Here is a 17,128-nt window from a genome sequence, read left to right on the forward strand (position 1 = left end):
GAAACAGCCCAGACCGCCAGCTAAGGTCCCGAAATCACGGCTAAGTGGGAAAGGATGTGGGAAGGCCATGACAACCAGGAGGTTGGCTTAGAAGCAGCCATCCTTTAAAGAAAGCGTAATAGCTCACTGGTCTAGTTAAGCCGGCCTGCGCCGAAAATGTATCGGGGCTCAAGCCGTGTACCGAAGCTGCGGATGTGATCTCTGATCACGTGGTAGCGGAGCGTTCCGTAAGCCTGCGAAGGGTCCCCGCGAGGGTGCCTGGAGGTATCGGAAGTGAGAATGCTGACATGAGTAGCGACAAACAGTGTGAGAAACACTGTCGCCGAAAGTCCAAGGGTTCCTGCGCAAGGTTAATCCACGCAGGGTGAGCCGGCCCCTAAGGCGAGGCCGAAAGGCGTAGTCGATGGGAACCACGTTAATATTCGTGGGCCAGCGGGTGTGTGACGAATGGGAAAGCGTGTCGGGCCTTATCGGATTGGCCCGGCTGGGGACCCGTTCCAGGAAACAGCCCCCGCATCAGACCGTACCCCAAACCGACACAGGTGGACTGGTAGAGTATACCCAGGCGCTTGAGAGAATGGTGTTGAAGGAACTCGGCAAATTGCCCTCGTAACTTCGGAAGAAGAGGGCCCCGTCGCGGCGCAAGCCGGGGCGGGGGGCACAGACCAGGGGGTGGCGACTGTTTACTAAAAACACAGGGCTCTGCGAAGCCGTACAAGGCGACGTATAGGGTCTGACGCCTGCCCGGTGCCGGAAGGTTAAGAGGAGGGGTTCACGCTCCGAATTGAAGCCCCGGTAAACGGCGGCCGTAACTATAACGGTCCTAAGGTAGCGAAATTCCTTGTCGGGTAAGTTCCGACCTGCACGAATGGCGTAACGACTTCCCCGCTGTCTCCAACACCAACTCAGCGAAATTGAACTCTCCGTGAAGATGCGGAGTACCCGCGGTCAGACGGAAAGACCCCGTGCACCTTTACTACAGCTTTGCAGTGGTGCTAGGGATCTCATGTGTAGGATAGGTGGGAGGCTAGGAAACCCGGGCGCCAGCTCGGGCGGAGCCATCCTTGAAATACCACCCTTGAGGTCTCTGGCATCTAACCGCGCTCCGTCGATCCGGAGCCGGGACCCTGCATGGCGGGTAGTTTGACTGGGGCGGTCGCCTCCCAAAGTGTAACGGAGGCGCGCGATGGTGGGCTCAGAGCGGTCGGAAATCGCTCGACGAGTGCAATGGCATAAGCCCGCCTGACTGCAAGACAGACAAGTCGAGCAGAGACGAAAGTCGGCCATAGTGATCCGGTGGTCCCACGTGGACGGGCCATCGCTCAACGGATAAAAGGTACGCCGGGGATAACAGGCTGATGACTCCCAAGAGTCCATATCGACGGAGTCGTTTGGCACCTCGATGTCGGCTCATCACATCCTGGGGCTGGAGCAGGTCCCAAGGGTTCGGCTGTTCGCCGATTAAAGTGGTACGTGAGCTGGGTTTAGAACGTCGTGAGACAGTTCGGTCCCTATCTGCCGTGGGTGTCGGAGTTTTGCGAGGATCTGTCCCTAGTACGAGAGGACCGGGATGGACATACCTCTGGTGCACCGGTTGTCACGCCAGTGGCATGGCCGGGTAGCTAAGTATGGACGGGATAACCGCTGAAAGCATCTAAGCGGGAAACCCACCTCAAAACCAGAACTCCCTTGAGAGCCGTGACAGACCATCACGTCGATAGGAGGCATGTGGACGGGCGGCAACGCCTGAAGCTGAGCCTTACTAATCGCTCGATCGGCTTGATCCTTCCCAGCAGGATGCCCGCGCGCAGCGGCAAGCCCTGGGCGCACGAGCCAACACCGCAAGACCAAGAACGCAGACGTCCTCACTTAACGAAACCCGCCCGTCCGGTCCGGATGGTTCGCGTGTGCCTTGGTGACCTGGTGGTCATGGCGAGGCTCCCAACACCCGATCCCATTCCGAACTCGGCCGTGAAACGCCTCAGCGCCAATGGTACTGCGTCTTAAGACGTGGGAGAGTAGGTCGCCGCCAGGTCACCACGGCACACGCCAAGCCATCAAGGACTTGGATGGATGGGTTTCAACCACACTCGACAATCGTCATTGCACTGCCGGTTCCCAGCAGCCCAACACCCGCGGGGTGGAGCAGCCCGGTAGCTCGTCAGGCTCATAACCTGAAGGTCGCAGGTTCAAATCCTGCCCCCGCAACCAAATCACCTGTTCGCCAAGGCCGGTTCCCATTCGGGACCGGCCTTTCGCGTTTCCTGGCCGCAGGTCCGATCAAGGCGCTTCGGGTCGTGAGGCCGCATCGCCAGCCTCGTCGACAATTTCCGATGCTTGATCTGGCTTGAGGGGCGGACTGCACCCGGATAGCGCCAAAGCCGCCGCATATTTCCGCCTTCTCAGCCAAAACCGAGAGTCCAGCCCCTGAAATGCGCGGCTTTTCCACCCGCGCGGCCCCTCATCGGCATGAACCCGCTCTCAGGGGCGGTTTATCGAGGTGCTCATATGGCCGGCGCAGGGCGAACCAAACCGTTGGACAAAAGGACAGAGCGCCCCGCACAGTGTCCACCATCATGATTGGATTGCGTGCTTTTGCCAGGCACCTCGTTGCCGCTCTTGTGCTGGTCCCGTTCCTGCCGCCGGGTATCGCGGTGGGGCAGGACACGGATGCCGCCGTCACCGTGCTGACATCCTTTCCCGCGGCCTTTTACGAACCTGTGCGTGAAGCGTTCGAGGCGACCCACCCGGATTGGCGCCTGCGCATCGTCAACACGAAGACCACCGCGGCGATCAGCCAGTTGCAGGAGCGGAGTGACGGTGGCGTTGACGTCTTCTGGGCGTCCGCTCCCGACGCCTTCGAGGTGCTGAAAGCGGCCAACCGTCTGGAGCCGGTCGCCCCGCCGCCGACGGGAGCACCGCCAACCATCGGGAACCAGCCCATCAACGATCCGGACGGGGCCTATCTCGGTTTTGCGCTGTCGGGCTATGGGCTGCTGTGGAACCCGCGTTATCTCGACCGGCACGGCCTGCCGACGCCGAAGCGGTGGGAGGATCTTCGCCACCCCATCTATGCCCGGCATCTCGGCATCACCGCCCCGTCGCGCTCCGGCACCATGCATCTGATGGTCGAAACCGTGCTGCAGATGCAGGGATGGGAACGCGGATGGGCGACTTGGCTGGAGATCGCCGGGAATCTCGCCACCGTGACGGCGCGCAGCTACGGCGTGGTGGACGGCATCGTCAAAGGGCGCTTCGGCGTCGGGCTGAGCATCGATTTCCTTGGGCAGTCCGCCGGGTTGGAGGAGGACGATCTGCGCTTCGCCTATCCCGCCGATAGCCTGTTCCTTCCCGCCAGCGTGGCACTGCTGCGCGGCGCGCCAAACCCGGACGGAGCGCGCGCCTTCATCAACTTCCTGCTGTCCCCGGCCGGTCAGGCGCTGCTCGTCCGCCCGGACATCCAGCGGCTGCCGGTGCGGCCCGACGCCTACGCCGCAGCCCCCGCCGGCTATCCCGACCCCTACCGTACGGAGACGGGGGACGACCTGTTCCTGTTCGACCGCGCCCTGTCCGGCGCCCGCTACGAGCTGGTGAATCTGCTGTTCGACGAGCTGGTGACCTTTCGGGTCAAGACGCTGAACCGGGTCTGGCTGCTGATCCACGAGGGGGAGGCGCGCCTGCACGCGCTCTACGGTTCCGCAAATCATGAGCCGGTCGCGGCGGACCTGCTGCGCGCCGCGCGGGCGGCGGCCACCGCGGTCCCGGTCTCCGCGGCGGAGGCCACCGACCCCACCTTCTCCATGGCGTTGCGCCGCCCGGTGCGTGGCCTTCCCGTGTCGAGCCGGCAGGCGGAACAGGAAGCCGCATGGCGCACCTTCTCCCGGCAACGGCTGGACGAGGCGCTCGCCCTGGCGGAGCGCGCGCTGATCATCCTGCGCGTGGCCGGCGGCGAAGGGGTCTGGCCGTGAGCGCGGACGCCGTCGCCGGGCAGGCTCCCGGTCCCGTGCGGTTCGGCATCCGGGCGCGGCTGCTGCTGGCCTTCGTCGCGGTGGCGGCGCTGTCGGTGGTCGCCTGCGGGCTGGGCTGGCTGTCCTACGACCGGCTGGGCGGCACGCTGGACGAGTTCGCGGAGAGCCATCTGCCCGCCTTGGGCCTTGCCGCGCGCTTGGCGGAGGAGGGCGGCAGCATCATCGCCACCGCGCCGATCCTCGCCAACGCCCTGACGGAGCAGGAGCTGGGCACCATCCGCGACGCTCTGGGCCGCCGGCTCGCCGCGCTGCGCCTGCTTGCGGCGGAGGGGGAGCGCGGGGTCCCTGGGTTGCGCCCAATGGTCGACGCGCTCGGCCACAACCTGACCGACCTCGACGCGACCGTGCGGCACCGGCTGGCGCTGGCCCGCCGCAACCAGGAAAGCATCGAGCGGCTGCGCTGGCTGCACGCCGATTTCCTCGACGAGATCGAGCCGCTGGTCACCGACGCCCGCTTCAACATCCAGAGCGCGCTGGGCTCCGTGGAAACCGGCACCCGCTCCGCCGAGGCGGTCCGCGTGCTGCGCGAGGAGAGCCGTCGCAGCGAGGCGGTGCTTCAGATCGGCGCGAACGGCAACCTCGCGGTCGGGCTGATCGCGCGGGCCGCGACTCTCGCCACCACCGAGGCGCTGGACGACAACGCGGGATTCCTGGAGGAAACGGCCGACCGGTTGCAACATGATCTCGCCACGCTGAAGGACTGGGCGGACGGCGTGTCGCTGGGGCAGGTGGTCGCCCGCCTGCTGGAGCTGACCCGCGGCGAGGGCAGTGTCCCGGAACTGCGCCGCGCGGAACTGGCTGCGGCCGACCAGGGGCAGGGCCTGCTGGCCGAGAACCGGACGCTGGTGGCCCGGTTGAACGGCCTGATCGCCCAGCAAGTGCAGTCGGTGGAAACCACCTCGCGCGCCGCCGCGGCGCGATCGGCCCAGGCCATCGCCGAGGGACGGTCGGCCTTGCTGGCGAGCGCGCTGGTCAGCCTGCTGGTGGCGGTGCTGGTGGCTTGGCTGTACGTCAACCGCAGCATCATCTCCCGCCTGACGCGGCTGGGCAGCGCGGCACACGAGATCGCCGCTGGCAACCTCCAGGCCGACATCCCGCTGGGCGGCAACGACGAGCTGTCGCAGATGGCCGCGGCGCTGCTGGTCTTCCGCGACACCGCCATCGCGGTGGAGGAGGCCAACGCCCAGGCCATCATCGACAACGCCCAGGCCGGGCTGGCGACCACCGACGCCGACGGGGTGATCGAGTTCGTCAACCCGCTGGCCGCCGCCCTGATCGCCGCGCCGGAGGGCGGCGCGGACGGGCGGCTGGCGGACCGGCTGGAGCCCGCCGGCGCGCGACGCGTGGAGGACTTCTTCCGCGAGGTCCGTGAGGTACCGGACGAGGCAGCGCCATCCCTCTCCATCCTGACCGCCGGGCGGCGGCCGAACGGTCGTCCGGTGCCGGTGCAGGTCGGTATCCGCCCCTTCCGGCGGCGCCAGCAGCAGCGCTTCATCGTCACCCTGACGGACATGACGGAGCGGGTGGAGGCGCAGCAGCTTCTGGAACGCACGGTGGCGGAGCGCACCGCCGACCTGCGCACCATCAACGCGCGGCTGGAGCGGTCCATCGCCGAGCATCAGCGCGCCGAGCGCGACCTGCGCGATACCCAGGCGGAGCTGGTGCAGGCCGGCAAGCTGGCGGCGCTGGGCCAGCTGGCCGCCGGGGTGGGGCACGAACTGAACCAGCCGCTGTCGGCCATCCGCTCCTACGCCCACAACGGGCGCAAGCTGATCGCGCTCGGGCGGGTCGCAGAGGCGGAGGGCAACCTCGGCAAGATCGCCGACCTGACCGCCCGCATGGCCAACATCACCAACCATCTGAAGCGCTTCGCCCGTCGCCCCGACACCCGGTTGGGTGCGGTGGAGCTGGCGCCGGTGGTGCAGGGCGCGCTCTCCCTGTTCGGCGACCGGCTGCGCGAGGAGTCCGTGGAGCTGGCCGTGGCACTGCCGGAAGAGCGGTCCAGCGAGCCGCTGCGCGTCCGCGCCGAGGAGGTGCGGCTGGAGCAGGTGCTGGTCAACCTGTTGAGCAACGCGCTGGACGCTGTGGCCGGCGCCCCGCAGCGCCGCGTCGCCATCGCCGCGGAGGCGGCGGACGACACCGTCCGCATCACGGTGCGCGACAGCGGCCCCGGCATTCCCGACGCGGTGGCCGGGCAGGTGTTCGACCCCTTCTTCACGACCAAGCCGGTGGGCGCCGGACTCGGCCTCGGCCTCTCGATCTCCTACAACATCGTGCGGGACTTCGGCGGAGCCCTGTCGGTGGCTGACAGCGGCCCCGGCGGAACCGCCTTCCTGCTGACCCTGACCCGTGCCTGAGCGACATCGCATGACCGTTCTTCTGATTGACGACGACGACGAGGTGCTGGACGCCAGCCGCCAGACGCTGGAGCTGGAAGGCTTCGCGGTGGAGGCGACGACCCGGCCCGAAGACGCCTTGGACCGGCTCGGCCCGTCCTGGCCGGGCGTGGTGGTGACCGACGTGCGCATGCCCGGACTGGACGGCTTCGCCCTGCTGGAGCGGGTGCGCGCCGCCGACCCGGAGGTGCCGGTGGTGCTGGTGACCGGGCACGGCGACATCGCCATGGCGATGCGGGCGGTGCGCGGCGGCGCCTACGACTTCATCGAGAAGCCGGCCGAGCCCGGCCATCTGGTCGAGGTGGTGCGCCGCGCGCTGGAGCACAGGCGGCTGGTGCTGGAGAACCGCAGCTTGCGCGCCCAGCTGGCCGGCGGCGGCGGCTCGCTGGAGGCCCGCATCATCGGCCGCTCGGCCGCCATCGAACGGCTGCGCGCCGCCGTGGCCGGGCTGGCCGACGCGGAGGTGGACGTCCTGCTGTTCGGCGAAACCGGAACGGGCAAGGAGCTGATCGCCCGCAGCCTGCACGACGCCGGGCGGCGGCGGTCCGGCAACTTCGTCGCCCTGAACTGCGGCGCGCTGCCCGACACCATCATCGAGAGCGAGCTGTTCGGCCACGAGCCCGGCGCCTTCACCGGCGCGCAGGGGCGGCGCATCGGCAAGCTGGAACACGCCGACGGCGGCACGCTGTTCCTTGACGAGATCGAGAGCATGCCGATGCATCTCCAGGTCAAGCTGCTGCGCGTGCTGCAGGAGCGGGTGATCGAGCGGGTCGGCGGCAACCGGCCGATCCCGCTGGACCTGCGCGTGGTCGCCGCCACCAAGGTCGATCTGCTGCGGCTGGCCGGGGAGGGCAAGTTCCGCGAGGATCTCTACTACCGCCTGAACGTGGTGACCGTTCCGCTCCCGCCCCTGCGCGAGCGGCGGGAAGATGTGCCGCTGCTGCTGCGCCATTTCCTCGACGCCGCCTCGGCCCGCGCCCGCCGCCCGGCGCCGCCGGTGGACGCGGCGGCGTTGGCCCGTCTGGCTGCCCATGGCTGGCCGGGCAACGTCCGCGAGCTGCGCAACGTCGCCGAGCGCATGGCCCTGGGCCTGGGAGATGGTCTGGCGGGCGGAGCTGTGACCGGGGCGGGCGGCAGCGGGATCGAACCCCTGGCCGAGCAGATGGACCGCATCGAGAAGCAGTTCATCGAGGAAGCGCTGGCCCGCTGCGGCGGGCGGGTCGGCGAGACGGCGGACAAGCTGGGCATCACCCGCAAGACCCTGTACCTGAAGATGCGCCACCACGGTCTCCAGCGCGGCGACTTCACCGAGGAATGAGGGTGGGCAGAGGCGGTCAGTTGGGCTTCGTCTTGCCGTCCGGTGTCTTCCCGTTCTGCCGTTGCGTTTTGAACTCCTCGTAGGACTGGTCGGCCATCCCGCGCAGCGAGCGCCCGATCGCCGCGTACTCGTACTCGTTCAGATTGGCCAGCGAGACGCGGGCGGCCGGCTGCTGGGTGCCGAAGCCCTTGCCCGGCAACAGGACGATGCCGGTCTCTGCGGCGATGCGGAACAGCAGATCGTTCGGAACGAAGTTCGCTTTCACCCAGGCAGCGTAGTCCGGGCCGTAGAGCTTGAGCGCGATCTCCTCCAGATCAAGGAGGGTGTAGTAGTCCACCGCGTTCGGGTTGGGCTGCGTCGGCAGGCCCAGCTCGCGGTACAGGGCGGCCTCGCGCCGGTGGATGACCTTCTTCAGCTCGGCCTTGTAGCCGTCCTGCTCGTCCATCAGGGCGAACAGGGAGAACAGCACCATCTGCACCTGCTGCGGCGTGGACAGTCCGGCAGTGTGGTTCAGCGCCACGGTGCGGCTGTCGGCGACCAGCCGGTCGACGAAGCGCAGGCCACGCGCGTCCGGCACCAGCGAGCCGTACCGGCGATCAAGCGCCGCCTTCCGTTCCTCCGGCAAGCCGGCGATCCGCTGGTCGCAGACATTCTGCTTGTGGGTGGCGATCACGCCCAGGCGCCATCCCGTCGCTCCGAAATATTTTGAGAAGGAATAGACCAGCATGGTGTTCTCGGGGCAGACGGCGAACAGCGACCGGAAATCGTCGGCGAAGGTCCCGTAGACATCGTCCGTCAGGATGATCAGGTCCTTTCGCTCGTTCTTCACGATGGCGGCGATGCGGTCGAGGCTGCGGTCATCCATCTTGACCGAGGGCGGGTTGCTGGGGTTGACGCAGAAGAACACCTTGATCGCCGGGTCCTTCAGCTTGTCCAGCTCGGAGTCCGGATACTGCCAGCCCTTGGTCGGGTCGGCGTTGATGGCGACCTCTGTCAACCCGTACTCGTCGAGTTCCGGGATCTCGATGTAGGGGGTGAAGACCGGCAGGCCGATGGCGACCTTGTCGCCGCGCTCGACCAGCCCGTTCTGCTTCATCGTGTTGAAGATATAGGTCATCGCCGCGGTGCCGCCCTCGACCGCGAACAGATCGACGCTGCCGGGCGGCAGGAAGCCGCCGACCATCTCCTTCACCAGATAGTGCCGGACGACGTCCTCGCTGATCGCCAGCATGCGCGGCGGCACCGGGTAGTTCGCCCCCAGCACCCCCTCCACCATCTCGTGCAGGAAGCCGGAGCCCGGCAGGCCGAGCTGGTCGCGCACGTAGCTCAGCGCGCGGCCGAGAAACACGACGCCCTCCTGGTCGCGGTGTTCCGAGACGTAGCGCTCGAACCGGCCCTCGATGCCCTCGATCCGCGGCAGGCCGCCGACGCCGTTCGGCATGTAGGAGAAGGACAGCTCGGCCTCGGCGACGGCGAACAGGCCCAGCCGGAAGAAGGCCCGGCGCGGCAGGGTCGCCAGAAAGTTCGGGTTGCCGCGCCCCGCGTTCAGCATCAGCCGGTTCTCGCGGCCGGAGGCGAGCTTGATCAATTCGTCCTTCAGTTCGAAGGGACTGAGCTTCGCGTATCGGCTGTAATCGACAGAGTCCATCAGGGGATCTCCTCGCATGGATTACACGAAGGCCACCACCAGCGGCCCCAGCAGGGTCAGGAAGACGTTCGCCAACGCGTAGGTGATGGCGAAGGGAACGGTCGGGATGGAGTTGCCGGCCTTGTCGAGCACCTCGCCGAAGGCGGGGTTGGCGCTGCGCGACCCGGAGAGCGCGCCGGCGAAGATGGCCGCGTTGTCGTAGCGCAGCAGGTAGCGCCCGACGAACAGGGTGATGATCATCGGCACCAGCGTCACGACCACGCCGACCAGGAAGATGCTCAAACCGCTCTCGGCCACGGTGCTCACGGCCTGCCGGCCCGATTGCAGGCCGACCACGGCGACGAAGCCGGCCAGACCCAGGTCGCGCAGCAGCGTGGAGGCCGGCGTCGGCATGTTGCCGATGGCGAGGTTGCGGGTGCGGTACCAGCCGAACAGAAGGCCGGCCAGCAGGGCGCCGCCGCCGCTGCCCAGAGTCAGCGGGATGTCGCCGATGCGGATGACGGTCAGACCGACGAGCAGGCCCAGCGCCAAGCCCAGCCCGTGGTAGATGAAGTCGGTCTTGTCGCTCGCGATGACCTCCGTCCCCACCGAAGTGGCGACGCGCTGCACGTCCTCGGCGGTGCCGTAGAGCGTGACGACGTCGCCGGCCTCGATCACCGTGTCGGGGGCGAGCGGCAGTGGCCGGTCGCTCCGCTTGAGGCCGGTCACATAGACGCCGTGGTACAGGTTGGCGGAGGACAGCTTGCGGATTTCGGCGACGGTGCGGTGCACGAAGGCGGGGTTGGTGATGGCGACGTCGCGCACCAGCATGATGAGGTCCATGCCCTGTGAGGATTGAAGCTCCGGGCCGAGCGTGTCGGCAAGGCCGACGACCCCGGACCGCCGTCCGACCAGCAGCACGACGTCCCCGGCCTCCAGCCGCAGGGCCGGCTGCATCCCGATCAGCGCGTTGTTGCGCTTCACCCGCTCCACGCTGACCGGACCGTCGGCGGAGTCCGCCTCGATCTGCGCCACCGTCCGCCCGGCCGCTCGCTCGATCCGGTACAGGCGCCCGACCAGGGGCGGCATGGCGTATTCCTCGCCCCGTGCCAGGAAATGGGCGCCGGCCAGCATCGCGGTTTCTGCCTTGATGGCGTCGTCACGGATGCCGCGCTTCATGATCCAGGGCAACAGGTTGACGCAGACCAAAATGGCGCCGAACGACCCGAAGATATACGTGACAGCGTAGCCGACCGCGACGTTGCCCTGGAGGCGCTGCACCTCCTCCGCCGGCAGCCCGAGCTTGCCGATGGCCGAACTGGCCGTGCCGATGATCGCCGACTGGGGCAGCCCACCGGACGCGATGCCCGCCGCCAGACCTTTGTCCAGGCCGGTCAGGCGGGCCATGATCACGACGGTGACCAGACCGCTGATCGCCAGAACCGCCGCCAGGATGATTTCGCGGATCGACTGCCGGCCGAGCGATTGAAAAAACTTCGGACCGCTTTCAAAGCCGACCGCATAAATGAACAAAGCGAACAGAACGGCTTTGACGCCATTGTCGATGGACACGCCGATTTGGCTGATCACCACGGCGACCAACAATGATCCAGCGACGCCGCCAAGCTGAAATTTGCCAAATTGAAATTTACCGATCCAATAGCCGCCGGCCAGGGAGAGAAATAACGCAATTTCTGGGGATTGATTGACGATCGAATGGAGCCATGACATGGGGATTCCTTCAAAAATTCATTTTGTGCGCGCATCGTTGATCGGAAAGGCCGTCAAGTGAAATAGCAATCGCAATCGGCGGTCAAGGTGCGAAAATCTGCTCCATAAATGACAATATTTTTTGGAATACGATTGTGTTTTAATTGGGTGGGTGAGTTCTATTGTTTGGTATCAGCGGTTTGCGGGCTGTGTGCCATTAGATTTTGTTTTAAATATTCTGTTGGGTCACTGATGCGCCGCACAATCCCATTCAAGGAGAGGCTGGATACTTTGAAAGGCGGTAACGCTTTTGGCCGCGGCGTCGCCTTCTTCGTTGCCGGGCTTTGCCGCCGTGCGGGGCTGATCTCCGAGCCAAGGTGACGAGGCCCTAAGACCGGGCCTCGCTGTTCCCGTCGTTACCCATCGCAACCGCCCGATGTTACCGGCTTTACCCATTCTTCCAGCGCGGCCCCAGTGAATTCGCCTGCGAACGGTCTGGCACGCGGATTGCTGAAAGATCACGCAGAAAAACACTGGGAGGAACCATACCTATGTCTCGCACGCTGCACGGCGTCGCGGCCGCCCTGGCCGTCCTGCTCGCTTCCAGCACCGCCGCCTTCGCCCAGGACCCGTCGGGCAAGCTGGTCGTCGTCACCTCCTTCCCGAAGGACCTGACCAGCGCCTTCCAGCAGGCCTTCCAGAAGGCTTATCCGAAGGTCACGCTGGAGGTTCTGAACCGCAACACCAACGCGGGCGTGAAGTATCTCCAGGAGACGGCGTCGAACAACGGCACCGACCTGTTCTGGGCCTCCGCCCCCGACGCCTTCGAGGTCCTGAAGGGCGCCAACCTGCTGCAGGCCTACAAGCCGAAGGTCGAGGGCATTCCGGAGAAGGTCGGCGCCTACCCGATCAACGACCCGGAAGGCATGTACGCCGGCTTCGCCGCCTCGGGCTACGGCATCATGTGGAACAGCCGCTACATGAAGGCCAACGAGCTGCCGGCCCCCAAGGAGTGGTCGGACCTCGCCAAGCCGGTCTATTACGACCACGTCGCCATCTCCGCCCCGTCGCGCTCCGGCACCACGCACCTGACCATCGAGACCATCCTCCAGGGTGAGGGTTGGGAGAAGGGCTGGCGGACCAACAAGGAGATCGCCGGCAACTACCGCACCATCACCGAGCGCAGCTTCGGCGTGCCGGACGGCGTGAACTCCGGCAGCTTCGGCATCGGCATCGTGATCGACTTCTTCGCGCTGTCGTCCCAGGCCTCGGGCTTCCCGGTGGAGTTCGTCTATCCGACGGTCACCACCATCGTGCCGGCCAACATCGGCATCGTGAAGAACGCCCCCAACAAGGCCGCCGCCGAGACCTTCGTCGACTTCATCCTGTCGCCGCAGGGCCAGGAGGTCCTGTTGCAGCCGGCGATCCGCCGCCTGCCGGTCAACCCGGCGACCTACGCCAAGGCGCCCGCCGACTACCCGAACCCGTTCAAGGACACCTCGCTGGGCTCGCAGGTGAACTTCGACGTCGAGGTGTCGCAGGCCCGCTACAACGTGGTGGACGCGCTGTTCGACCAGCTCATCACCTTCCAGCTCGATGGGCTGAAGGCGGCGACCCGCGCCATCCACCAGGCCGACGCCGCGCTTGCCAAGAAGCCCAACGACAAGGCCAAGGCGCTGCTGGCCGAGGCGCGCGACCTCGTCGCCGCCATGCCGGTGACCGCCCAGGAGGCCGCCGACCCGCAGCTTGCCGGCGCCTTCACGGTGGAGCGCAAGAGCGCCACCGACGCCGTGCCGGAGCGTCAGGCCCAGGTCGAGCAGAAGTGGGCTGCCTTCGCCAAGGACAACTACGCCGCCGCCCGCAAGAAGGCCGAAGAGGCCCTGGCGCTGGCCCGCTGATCCGAGCGTGACGGGAGGGGCGCCCCGCGCGGGCGCCCCGCCTCGCCTTCCCCCGATACCATTGGGCTGAACCATGACGTCTCTTGCGCTCACGCGCGAAAGCATCGCGCGCGTGCGGCCGGGGCCGGCGGTTGCGGCTGTGCTGATCGCGCTGTTCCTGCTGCTGTTCCTCGTCGTGCCGGTCGTCCAGGTCATCTTCGTCGCCTTCCAGGACAAGACGACCGGGTCCTTCACCCTGATCAACTTCGCCGACTTCTTCCGCAACGACCTGTTCATGCGGTCGTTCTGGAACTCCTTCTACGTCTCCGCCATGTCGGTGGTGGTGGCGAGCGCGCTGGCCCTGCCGCTGGCCTATCTGACGACGCGCTTCGAGTTCCGCGGCGCCGTGCTGATCCAGAGCCTGGGCATCATCCCGCTGATCATGCCGCCCTTCATCGGCGCCGTGGCGATGCAGCTCCTGTTCGGGCGCAACGGCACGGTCAACCTGCTGCTGCGCGACCATTTCGGCATCTCCATTCCGTTCATGGAGGGGCTGAACGGCGTCATTTTCGTGCAGAGCATCCACTATTTCCCGTTCATCCTGATCAACCTGTCGGCCAGCCTGAAGAACATCGACCGGGCGATGGAGGAGTCCGCGCAGAACCTCGGCTGCCACGGCTTCCGGCTGTTCCGCCGCATCGTCTTCCCGCTGGCCATGCCGGGCTACGTCGCCGGCGCGTCGCTGGTCTTCATCAAGGTGTTCGACGACCTCGGCACGCCGCTGCTGCTCAACGTCAACGACATGCTGGCGCCGCAGGCCTACCTGCGCATTTCCTCCATCGGCATCGCCGACCCGATGGGCTACGTGATCTCGGTGGTGCTGATCGTCTGCTCGCTGCTCGCCCTCTGGGTGTCGGCGCTGGCGATGAAGGGCAAGGACTACGCGACCGTCCAGCGCGGCGGCGGCGGTCTGGCGCGGCGGCGCATGAAGCCGCTGGAGCTGGTCGCGGCCTACGCCGTCGTTCTGCTGATCCTGGTGCTGGTGCTGGCGCCGCACATCGGCCTGACGCTGCTGTCCTTCGCGACGATCTGGTCCTTCAGCCCGTTCCCCGACGCCTTCACGATGAAGCATTACGGGACGGTCTTCCTGGAGAGCGGCCAGTACATCACCAACACGCTGCTCTACGCCTCGCTGGCGGCGCTGCTCGATGTGGTGATCGGCACGGCCATCGCCTATCTGGTGCTGCGCAGCAAGCTGCCGGGCCGGCAATGGCTGGACTACATCGCCATGGCGGCGCTGGCGGTTCCGGGCGTAGTGCTGGGCATCGGCTATCTGCGCAGCTTCTACGACGTGCCCATGCCCTTCACCGGGCAGCCGCTGTCCGGCTTCTGGCTGATCCTGGTCTTCGCGCTGGCGATCCGCCGCCTGCCCTACGCGCTGCGCGCCTGCACCGCGGCCCTGCAGCAGGTCAGCAACTCGCTGGAGGAGGCGGCCGAGAATCTGGGCGCCACCAAGCTGCGCACCATCAGCCGGGTGGTCGTGCCGCTGATGTCCGGCGGCATCCTGGCCGGCTTCGTCACCAGCTTCGCCACCGCGGCGGTCGAGCTGTCGGCGACCATCATGCTGGTCCATTCACAGAGCGACGCGCCGCTAGCCTACGGCCTCTACGTCTACATGCAGTCGGCGGCCGGGCGCGGTCCCGGGGCGGCGCTGGGCGTCTTCGCCGTCGTCATCGTCGGGCTGGGCACCTACCTGTCGCACGTCATCATCGAGCGGGGCCGGCGCGAGCGCGGCCAGGACCATTGAGGGGAACCGCACCATGAACCATCAATTCTCCCCCACCTCCCTGGCTGCCGGTATGGAGAGCGTCGGCGTCCGCATCGACGGTGTGGACCTGTCCTACGGCAGCCACCGCGTGCTGAAGGACATCCATCTCGACATCAAGCCGGGGGAATTCTTCGCCTTCCTCGGCCCGTCGGGCTGCGGCAAGACCACGCTGCTGCGGCTGATCGCCGGCTTCAACACGGCGCAGCGCGGGGCGGTGACGATCGGCGGGCGCGACATCTCGGGCCTGCCGGCGCATAAGCGCGACGTCGGCATGGTGTTCCAGAGCTACGCGCTGTGGCCGCACATGACGGTGCGCCGCAACGTCGCCTTCGGGCTGGAGGAGCGGCGCGTGCCGCGCGCGGAGATCGAGCGACGGGTGGACGCGGCGCTCGACCTCGTCGGGCTGAAGCATCTGGCCGACCGCCGCCCGTCGCAGCTTTCGGGCGGCCAGCAGCAGCGCGTCGCGCTTGCCCGCACCATCGTGATCGAGCCGAAGGTGCTGCTCCTGGACGAGCCGCTGTCGAACCTCGACGCCAAGCTGCGCGTGCAGATGCGCCAGGAGCTGCTGAGCCTTCAGCGCAAGCTGGGGCTGACCACCATCTTCGTCACCCATGACCAGGAGGAGGCCAACACCATCTGCGACCGCATCGCGGTGATGGAGGACGGCATCGTCCAGCAGGTGGGCACCCCGCAGGAGCTGTACGACCACCCAGCCAACCTGTTCGTCGCCGGCTTCCTCGGCACCGCCAACGTGCTGGAAGGGCAGGTGCGCACCGTGGACGGCGGGACGGCCTTCGTCATGGGCGGCGGCGTGCCGATCCCGTTGCCGCACGGTGTGGAGCCGGGGGCCGAGGGCAAGCTGATGTTCCGGCCGCAGAACCTCTTCATCCGCCAGGACGGCGGGCCGCCGCGCGCGGGCCATGTCCGGCTAATGGGCGTGGTGCGGCACCGCGAGTTCCTGGGCGCCTCGATCCGCTACGCGGTGGACATCGGGGGGCAGCAGGTGCAGGTTGACGCCCCGCACCAAGCCGGCGACGCGCTGCTGCCGACCGACACCCCGATCACCCTCGACCTCGCGGCCGACAAGGCCCGCTTCCTGCGCCGATAGGAGTCGCACTCCGGTGACCAGCCTTCCCAACCGCACGTCTTTCCGTGCTGTCGCCTTCGATCTCGACGGCACGCTGGTGGACAGCGCCGCCGACCTGATGCACGCCTCCAATGCCCTGCTGGCCGAGCTGGGCCGCCCGCCGGTCGATCTGCCGGCGGTGCGCTCCTTCATCGGCGACGGCGTGGCCAAGCTGGTGGAGCGGGTCCTGACCGCCACCGGCGGCTTGCCCGGAGCGGAGGAGACGGCGGCCCACACCCGCCGTTTCCTCGCCATTTACGAGGCCGACCCCAGCGCTCACAGCGCGCTCTATCCCGGCGTGGCGGAGACGCTGACGGCGCTGGCCGGGGCCGGGTTGAAACTCGGGGTATGCACCAACAAGCCGATGGGGGCGACCCGGCGGCTGCTCGCCGACCTTGGCATCGCGGACCGCTTCACGGCGGTGGTCGGCGGCGACAGCTTCCCCAGCCGCAAGCCCTCGCCGGAGCCGGTGCTCGGCCTGCTCAGCCTGATGGATGTCCGGCCTGAGGAGACGGTGTTCGTCGGCGACAACGAGCATGACGTGGCCGCCGCCCGCGGCGCCGGGGTGGCGCGGGTTCTGGTGCTGCGCTACGGCTACGCGCGAGTGCCGCTCGACAGCCTTCCCCACGACGGCATCCTGGAGCGCTTCGGCGACCTGACGGGGGCGCTGTCCGAGGGCTCCCTGGCATGAGCCGTCCCACGCTGGATCGGGTCGTTTTCTGTCGGCATGGCGAGACGGAAAGCAACCTTGGCGGCTGGCTGGCCGGGTCGCGCGACGTGTCGCTGACCGACCGCGGCCGGGCGCAGGCCCACGCGGCGGCGGCGGCGCTGACCGCCCAGGGGAGTCCGGTCGCGGCCATTCATTCCAGCCCGCAGCGGCGCGCGCTGGAAACCGCTGGAATCATCGGCGCGGCGCTGGGCCTTCCGGTGGCCGTTGTCCCCGGTCTGGAGGAGCGGCGCTGGGGTGACCTGGAGGGGGGCGCCGTGCCGGGGGACCTCCTGCGCGAGGAGGTGCCGGGGGGCGAAAGCCTGTCCGCCTTCCAGGCCCGTGTCACCGCGGCGTTGAGCGGGTTGCCGATTCCGGCGGACGGGCAGCCCCCCTTGATCGTGGCGCACGCCGGGACATGGCACGCCTTGTGCCGCTGGATGGGCGTCGACCCGGACACGCTCTGGCCGCCCAACGCGACTCCGGTCACGCTGACGCGCGGCCCCTGACCG

At 67.4% G+C, this 17,128-nt stretch carries 10 protein-coding genes, 1 tRNA gene and 2 rRNA genes (1 of these 13 only partly in view); 11 read left to right on the forward strand and 2 right to left on the reverse strand.

All coding sequences use genetic code 11. The features are described 5' to 3' along the window. From H1Q64_RS26955 to H1Q64_RS26980, 6 genes are all read left to right on the forward strand, one after another. A 23S ribosomal RNA gene (locus H1Q64_RS26955) occupies positions 1 to 1,787 on the forward strand; it begins 960 nt to the left of the window's first position. Positions 1,788 to 1,919: 132 nt separating this feature from the next. After that, positions 1,920 to 2,035, forward strand: a 5S ribosomal RNA gene (gene rrf / locus H1Q64_RS26960). A gap of 99 nt (positions 2,036 to 2,134) precedes the next feature. Then, positions 2,135 to 2,211 (forward strand) — tRNA-Met (locus tag H1Q64_RS26965). 410 nt (positions 2,212 to 2,621) lie between these two features. Continuing rightward, positions 2,622 to 3,968 carry an ABC transporter substrate-binding protein gene (locus H1Q64_RS26970; RefSeq protein WP_237907515.1) on the forward strand — a complete coding sequence of 449 codons (1,347 nt, stop codon included), beginning with the start codon at positions 2,622 to 2,624 and terminating at the stop codon, positions 3,966 to 3,968. Continuing rightward, entirely contained in the window at positions 3,965 to 6,385 is a 2,421-nt protein-coding gene (locus tag H1Q64_RS26975) for an ATP-binding protein (protein WP_237907516.1), read from the forward strand. The genes H1Q64_RS26970 and H1Q64_RS26975 overlap by 4 nt, the downstream gene beginning before the upstream one ends. 10 nt (positions 6,386 to 6,395) lie before the next feature. Then, positions 6,396 to 7,742 (forward strand): sigma-54-dependent transcriptional regulator, encoded by a 1,347-nt coding sequence (locus H1Q64_RS26980; RefSeq protein ID WP_237907517.1) that lies wholly within the window; start codon positions 6,396 to 6,398, stop codon positions 7,740 to 7,742. Positions 7,743 to 7,758: 16 nt separating this feature from the next. On the opposite strand, the gene H1Q64_RS26985 is transcribed toward H1Q64_RS26980, so the two are convergent. Continuing rightward, positions 7,759 to 9,390 (reverse strand): bifunctional aspartate transaminase/aspartate 4-decarboxylase, encoded by a 1,632-nt coding sequence (locus H1Q64_RS26985; RefSeq protein WP_237907518.1) that lies wholly within the window; start codon positions 9,388 to 9,390, stop codon positions 7,759 to 7,761. 21 nt (positions 9,391 to 9,411) lie between these two features. Then, entirely contained in the window at positions 9,412 to 11,100 is a 1,689-nt protein-coding gene (gene aspT / locus H1Q64_RS26990) for an aspartate-alanine antiporter (RefSeq protein WP_237907519.1), read from the reverse strand. 530 nt (positions 11,101 to 11,630) lie between these two features. On the opposite strand from aspT, the gene H1Q64_RS26995 reads away from it, so the two are divergent. The 5 genes from H1Q64_RS26995 to H1Q64_RS27015 all read left to right on the forward strand — a co-directional run bounded on the left by H1Q64_RS26995 (position 11,631) and on the right by H1Q64_RS27015 (position 17,125). After that, positions 11,631 to 12,977, forward strand: coding sequence for an ABC transporter substrate-binding protein (locus H1Q64_RS26995; RefSeq protein WP_114858613.1), 1,347 nt, complete (start codon positions 11,631 to 11,633; stop codon positions 12,975 to 12,977). Between the two features lie 73 nt (positions 12,978 to 13,050). Further along, the gene (locus H1Q64_RS27000) at positions 13,051 to 14,763 is read left to right on the forward strand and encodes an ABC transporter permease (RefSeq protein WP_035674852.1); all 1,713 of its coding nucleotides are present in this window, start codon (positions 13,051 to 13,053) and stop codon (positions 14,761 to 14,763) included. A 13-nt stretch (positions 14,764 to 14,776) separates the two neighbouring features. Further along, positions 14,777 to 15,892 (forward strand): ABC transporter ATP-binding protein, encoded by a 1,116-nt coding sequence (locus tag H1Q64_RS27005; RefSeq protein ID WP_237907520.1) that lies wholly within the window; start codon positions 14,777 to 14,779, stop codon positions 15,890 to 15,892. Between the two features lie 13 nt (positions 15,893 to 15,905). Continuing rightward, the gene (gene gph, locus H1Q64_RS27010; protein WP_237907521.1) at positions 15,906 to 16,601 is read left to right on the forward strand and encodes a phosphoglycolate phosphatase; all 696 of its coding nucleotides are present in this window, start codon (positions 15,906 to 15,908) and stop codon (positions 16,599 to 16,601) included. Further along, positions 16,598 to 17,125: a histidine phosphatase family protein gene (locus H1Q64_RS27015; protein WP_237907522.1), complete on the forward strand. Its 528-nt coding sequence runs from the start codon at positions 16,598 to 16,600 to the stop codon at positions 17,123 to 17,125. The genes gph and H1Q64_RS27015 overlap by 4 nt, the downstream gene beginning before the upstream one ends. Positions 17,126 to 17,128: the final 3 nt, after the last annotated feature.

The sequence above is a fragment of the Azospirillum brasilense genome (assembly GCF_022023855.1).
GTDB lineage: Bacteria > Pseudomonadota > Alphaproteobacteria > Azospirillales > Azospirillaceae > Azospirillum > Azospirillum brasilense_F.

What these genes read in the sequence shown, in the direction of transcription:
- H1Q64_RS26980 (WP_237907517.1), top strand. Translation starts at nt 6,396, where the DNA reads ATGACCGTTCTTCTGATTGACGACGACGACGAGGTGCTGGACGCCAGC.
- H1Q64_RS26985 (WP_237907518.1), bottom strand. Translation starts at nt 9,390, where the DNA reads ATGGACTCTGTCGATTACAGCCGATACGCGAAGCTCAGTCCCTTCGAA.
- aspT (WP_237907519.1), bottom strand. Translation starts at nt 11,100, where the DNA reads ATGTCATGGCTCCATTCGATCGTCAATCAATCCCCAGAAATTGCGTTA.
- H1Q64_RS26995 (WP_114858613.1), top strand. Translation starts at nt 11,631, where the DNA reads ATGTCTCGCACGCTGCACGGCGTCGCGGCCGCCCTGGCCGTCCTGCTC.
- H1Q64_RS27000 (WP_035674852.1), top strand. Translation starts at nt 13,051, where the DNA reads ATGACGTCTCTTGCGCTCACGCGCGAAAGCATCGCGCGCGTGCGGCCG.
- H1Q64_RS27005 (WP_237907520.1), top strand. Translation starts at nt 14,777, where the DNA reads ATGAACCATCAATTCTCCCCCACCTCCCTGGCTGCCGGTATGGAGAGC.
- H1Q64_RS27015 (WP_237907522.1), top strand. Translation starts at nt 16,598, where the DNA reads ATGAGCCGTCCCACGCTGGATCGGGTCGTTTTCTGTCGGCATGGCGAG.